The following is a 2,823-nucleotide window of genomic DNA, read 5'->3' as shown; positions in this document are numbered from 1 at the left end:
ACTCGGCTCGCGCTCTGGCGCGCGGCAACGAGGTTTCGAACGCGACCACGATCGACGCCAACAGCATTGCGACGGGTAGCCTCGCGTCGCCATCCACCGGCACAGTCGCGGCGATCGCCTCGCAGCAGGACGTGACCGTCACCACCGGCACGCAGACGATCGTAGCAAAGGTCGGCGACGCAGGCTCGGATGGGCCGATCGTCTCCAATGCGATCACCGGTGACGTCACCGGTAGTTCCGCGATCAGCGCGTCCGGCAACAGTGTGCTTGCCGACGCGGCGGCCAACCGCGGCGGCAATGCCATCACCGCATCGGCCACCACCATCAACACGCTCGGCACTGCAGGCACTGGCGCCAGTGCCAGAGTCCTTGGCAGTATCGCGAGCACCAGCGGCAGTGCGTTCGCGGTGGCGAACGAGCAGTCGGTAGCGTCAGGCACCAGCGTACAGGCCGGTTTGACCGACGCCTTCACCGGTCAGACCAAGAGCACCGATGTCAGCACCGCGATCAGCGGCAGCCTGACCAGCTCGAGCGTGGTCTCGGACGGCAACAGCCTTGCTGCCAACGCTGCAGGCAACGCTACCCTGGGCACCGGCAATGCGATTACGCTTTCGGGCACCAATCTCGGGACCAGTGCTGCCGTTGCCAACGATCAGGTGATGAACGGCACTGCTGCCGTGCTCATCGGTAAGGTAGGAACCGCGGCAACTGCGCCGACGACGCACAACTTCACCTTCACTGGCAGCAGCACGGGATCTGGTCCATACACCTTCACCGGTGACACGACCAACGGTGGCCATACTGCCGATGAGGTTACCGCGCTTACGGCGCAATATGGTGCTGGTTTCACGTTTACCCTGGTGTCCGGCAACATTCATGTTGTTGCGACGGGGCAAGGAACAAACCAGTCTTCCATGCCTGCGTCTTATACCAGCGGAGGTTCCGCAGGCACGCCAGCGACCGGTGGTGTGATCGTCACGGTCGGCAATGACATCACCGGCAGCAGCGTCACCGTCGATGGCAACAGCACCAGCGGATCGGCTCGCGGCAATAGCGCCACCAATTCGCTGTCGGCAACCGCCACGAATCTGACCCGCGGCAATGGGGTGAGCAATTCGTCGCAGGCGACAGCGAATGTCACCGGTACGGCCGCAGCGGATATGGCCGTTTCCAGCGGACAGACCAACACCGGCGCATTGTCCAGCACGGTTGGCGCCCTGTTCGGCGTGTCGGCGACCGGCGTTACCAGCCCGACGTTGAGCGATGTCAGCACCAGCACGGTGTCGGTGTCGAACAATACGGAAAGCTCGATGGTTACCGGCAACGCCGGCACCAACAGCGTCGCGCTGGATGCGACCAACGTCTCGACCACCTCGGCTCTGGCCAACAACCAGACGAGTTCGGGTGCGCTCACCGCGACCATCTCCGACTTCAGTGGCGCCAATGTCACCGTCGGCCGGGATATCGCGAACAGCAGCGTTCTCGTGGACGGCAACGTCATCTCCGGCGCGACCACCGGCAACGCTGCGAGCAATAGCATCAAGGTGACCGGCAGCAGCGCTCTGGCGGCTTCGGATACGACGGTCGGCGCGACCGCAGCACCGAACGCAGGCACCGGACCGGCGGCCTATGCAACGGCGGATCATGCTCTTGCCAACATCCAGGCGGTAAGCGGTTCGGAAACAACGACTGTTACCGGCACTTACAATATTGCAACGCTCGGGGCCGGCGCCCCCGGCTCGGATGACGCCACCAGCGATGTCACCGGCAGCACCCTGTCCGTTTCGGACAATGCGCAATCGGCGACGACCACGGGCAACAGTGCCGCCAACAGCGTGGCGCTGAGCGGTGCCAGCGTATCCACCAATGGTGCGCTGCTCTCTAAGCAATCGGCATCGACAACCGTGACATTCGGTGCGGCGTCGACGATGACTGTTGCTGCGCCCGCCGCGAACAGCTCCTCGACCCTGTCGCTGGACGACAACAGCAACGTCGCGTCCTCGACGGTCAATGCTGCGAGCAACAGCATGACCGTGGCGGCTGATACGAGCCTAGTGTCAACCACGGTGAGTGGATCGAATTATGGTGCTAACGCTTCGCTTTCCGGTTCGTCTGGAAACTATACGTCGGCGGCCGACTATGTCGTGAACAACGCCCAGTCGGCGAACTCGAATGTCACCGTCACCGCGGCGGCGACGACCAACCTGTGGAACAATGACGGCGGTGCGACGGGCCAGAGCCAGTTCGTTTCCAACGGCATCAACCAGAGCACGGTCGATCTCAGCGGCAACGCCACCAGCTCGACCGCACTATCGAACCGCTCGACGAATACGCTGACGCTGACGGCCAATTCCGACAGCGCTTCGGCTGGCGTCATCAACCAGCAGATCAGCAGCGCTACGGTTACGGCAAATGCCACGACCAAGGCGGATGTCGTGGTCGCCGGCTACGATGGGGCCACGGCGAGCGATCCGAGCCCGCTCGATACGAGTTCGGTGGCGCTCAACAGCAATGCCACCACGGCGCGTGCCGGCGGTAACAATGCCACCAATGCGCTCTCGGCGTCGGCGACCAGCTTTGCCAACACCAGCACGGGTGGTGCTGCAACGCTGACCTCGTCCCGCGCGGACAGCGTCTCGGCAAGCTTCGCTGTCCTCAATGAGCAGGTGAACAACGGCGGCGTCACGGCAGCGGCGAACGTCACTTACGGCGCCTCGTTCAACAACCTCGGAACGGCGCCTTCGGTGACCAATTCGGCGGTGACCGTGAACGGCAACAGCGCGGTCTCGGTGGCCTATGGCAACGCCGCGACCAACTCGCTGA

Annotated in this window: 1 protein-coding gene; it reads left to right on the top strand. The window is 63.6% G+C overall.

The window, feature by feature from the left end:
- On the top strand, positions 1-2,823 hold a 2,823-nt coding region (locus tag ACODRZ_RS26560; protein WP_488986299.1), incomplete at both ends, for a beta strand repeat-containing protein.

The organism is Novosphingobium sp. FG90 (assembly GCF_057808725.1).
The sequence above is the reverse complement of the archived record's forward strand: the minus strand, read 5'-3'. Positions and strand labels throughout refer to the sequence as shown.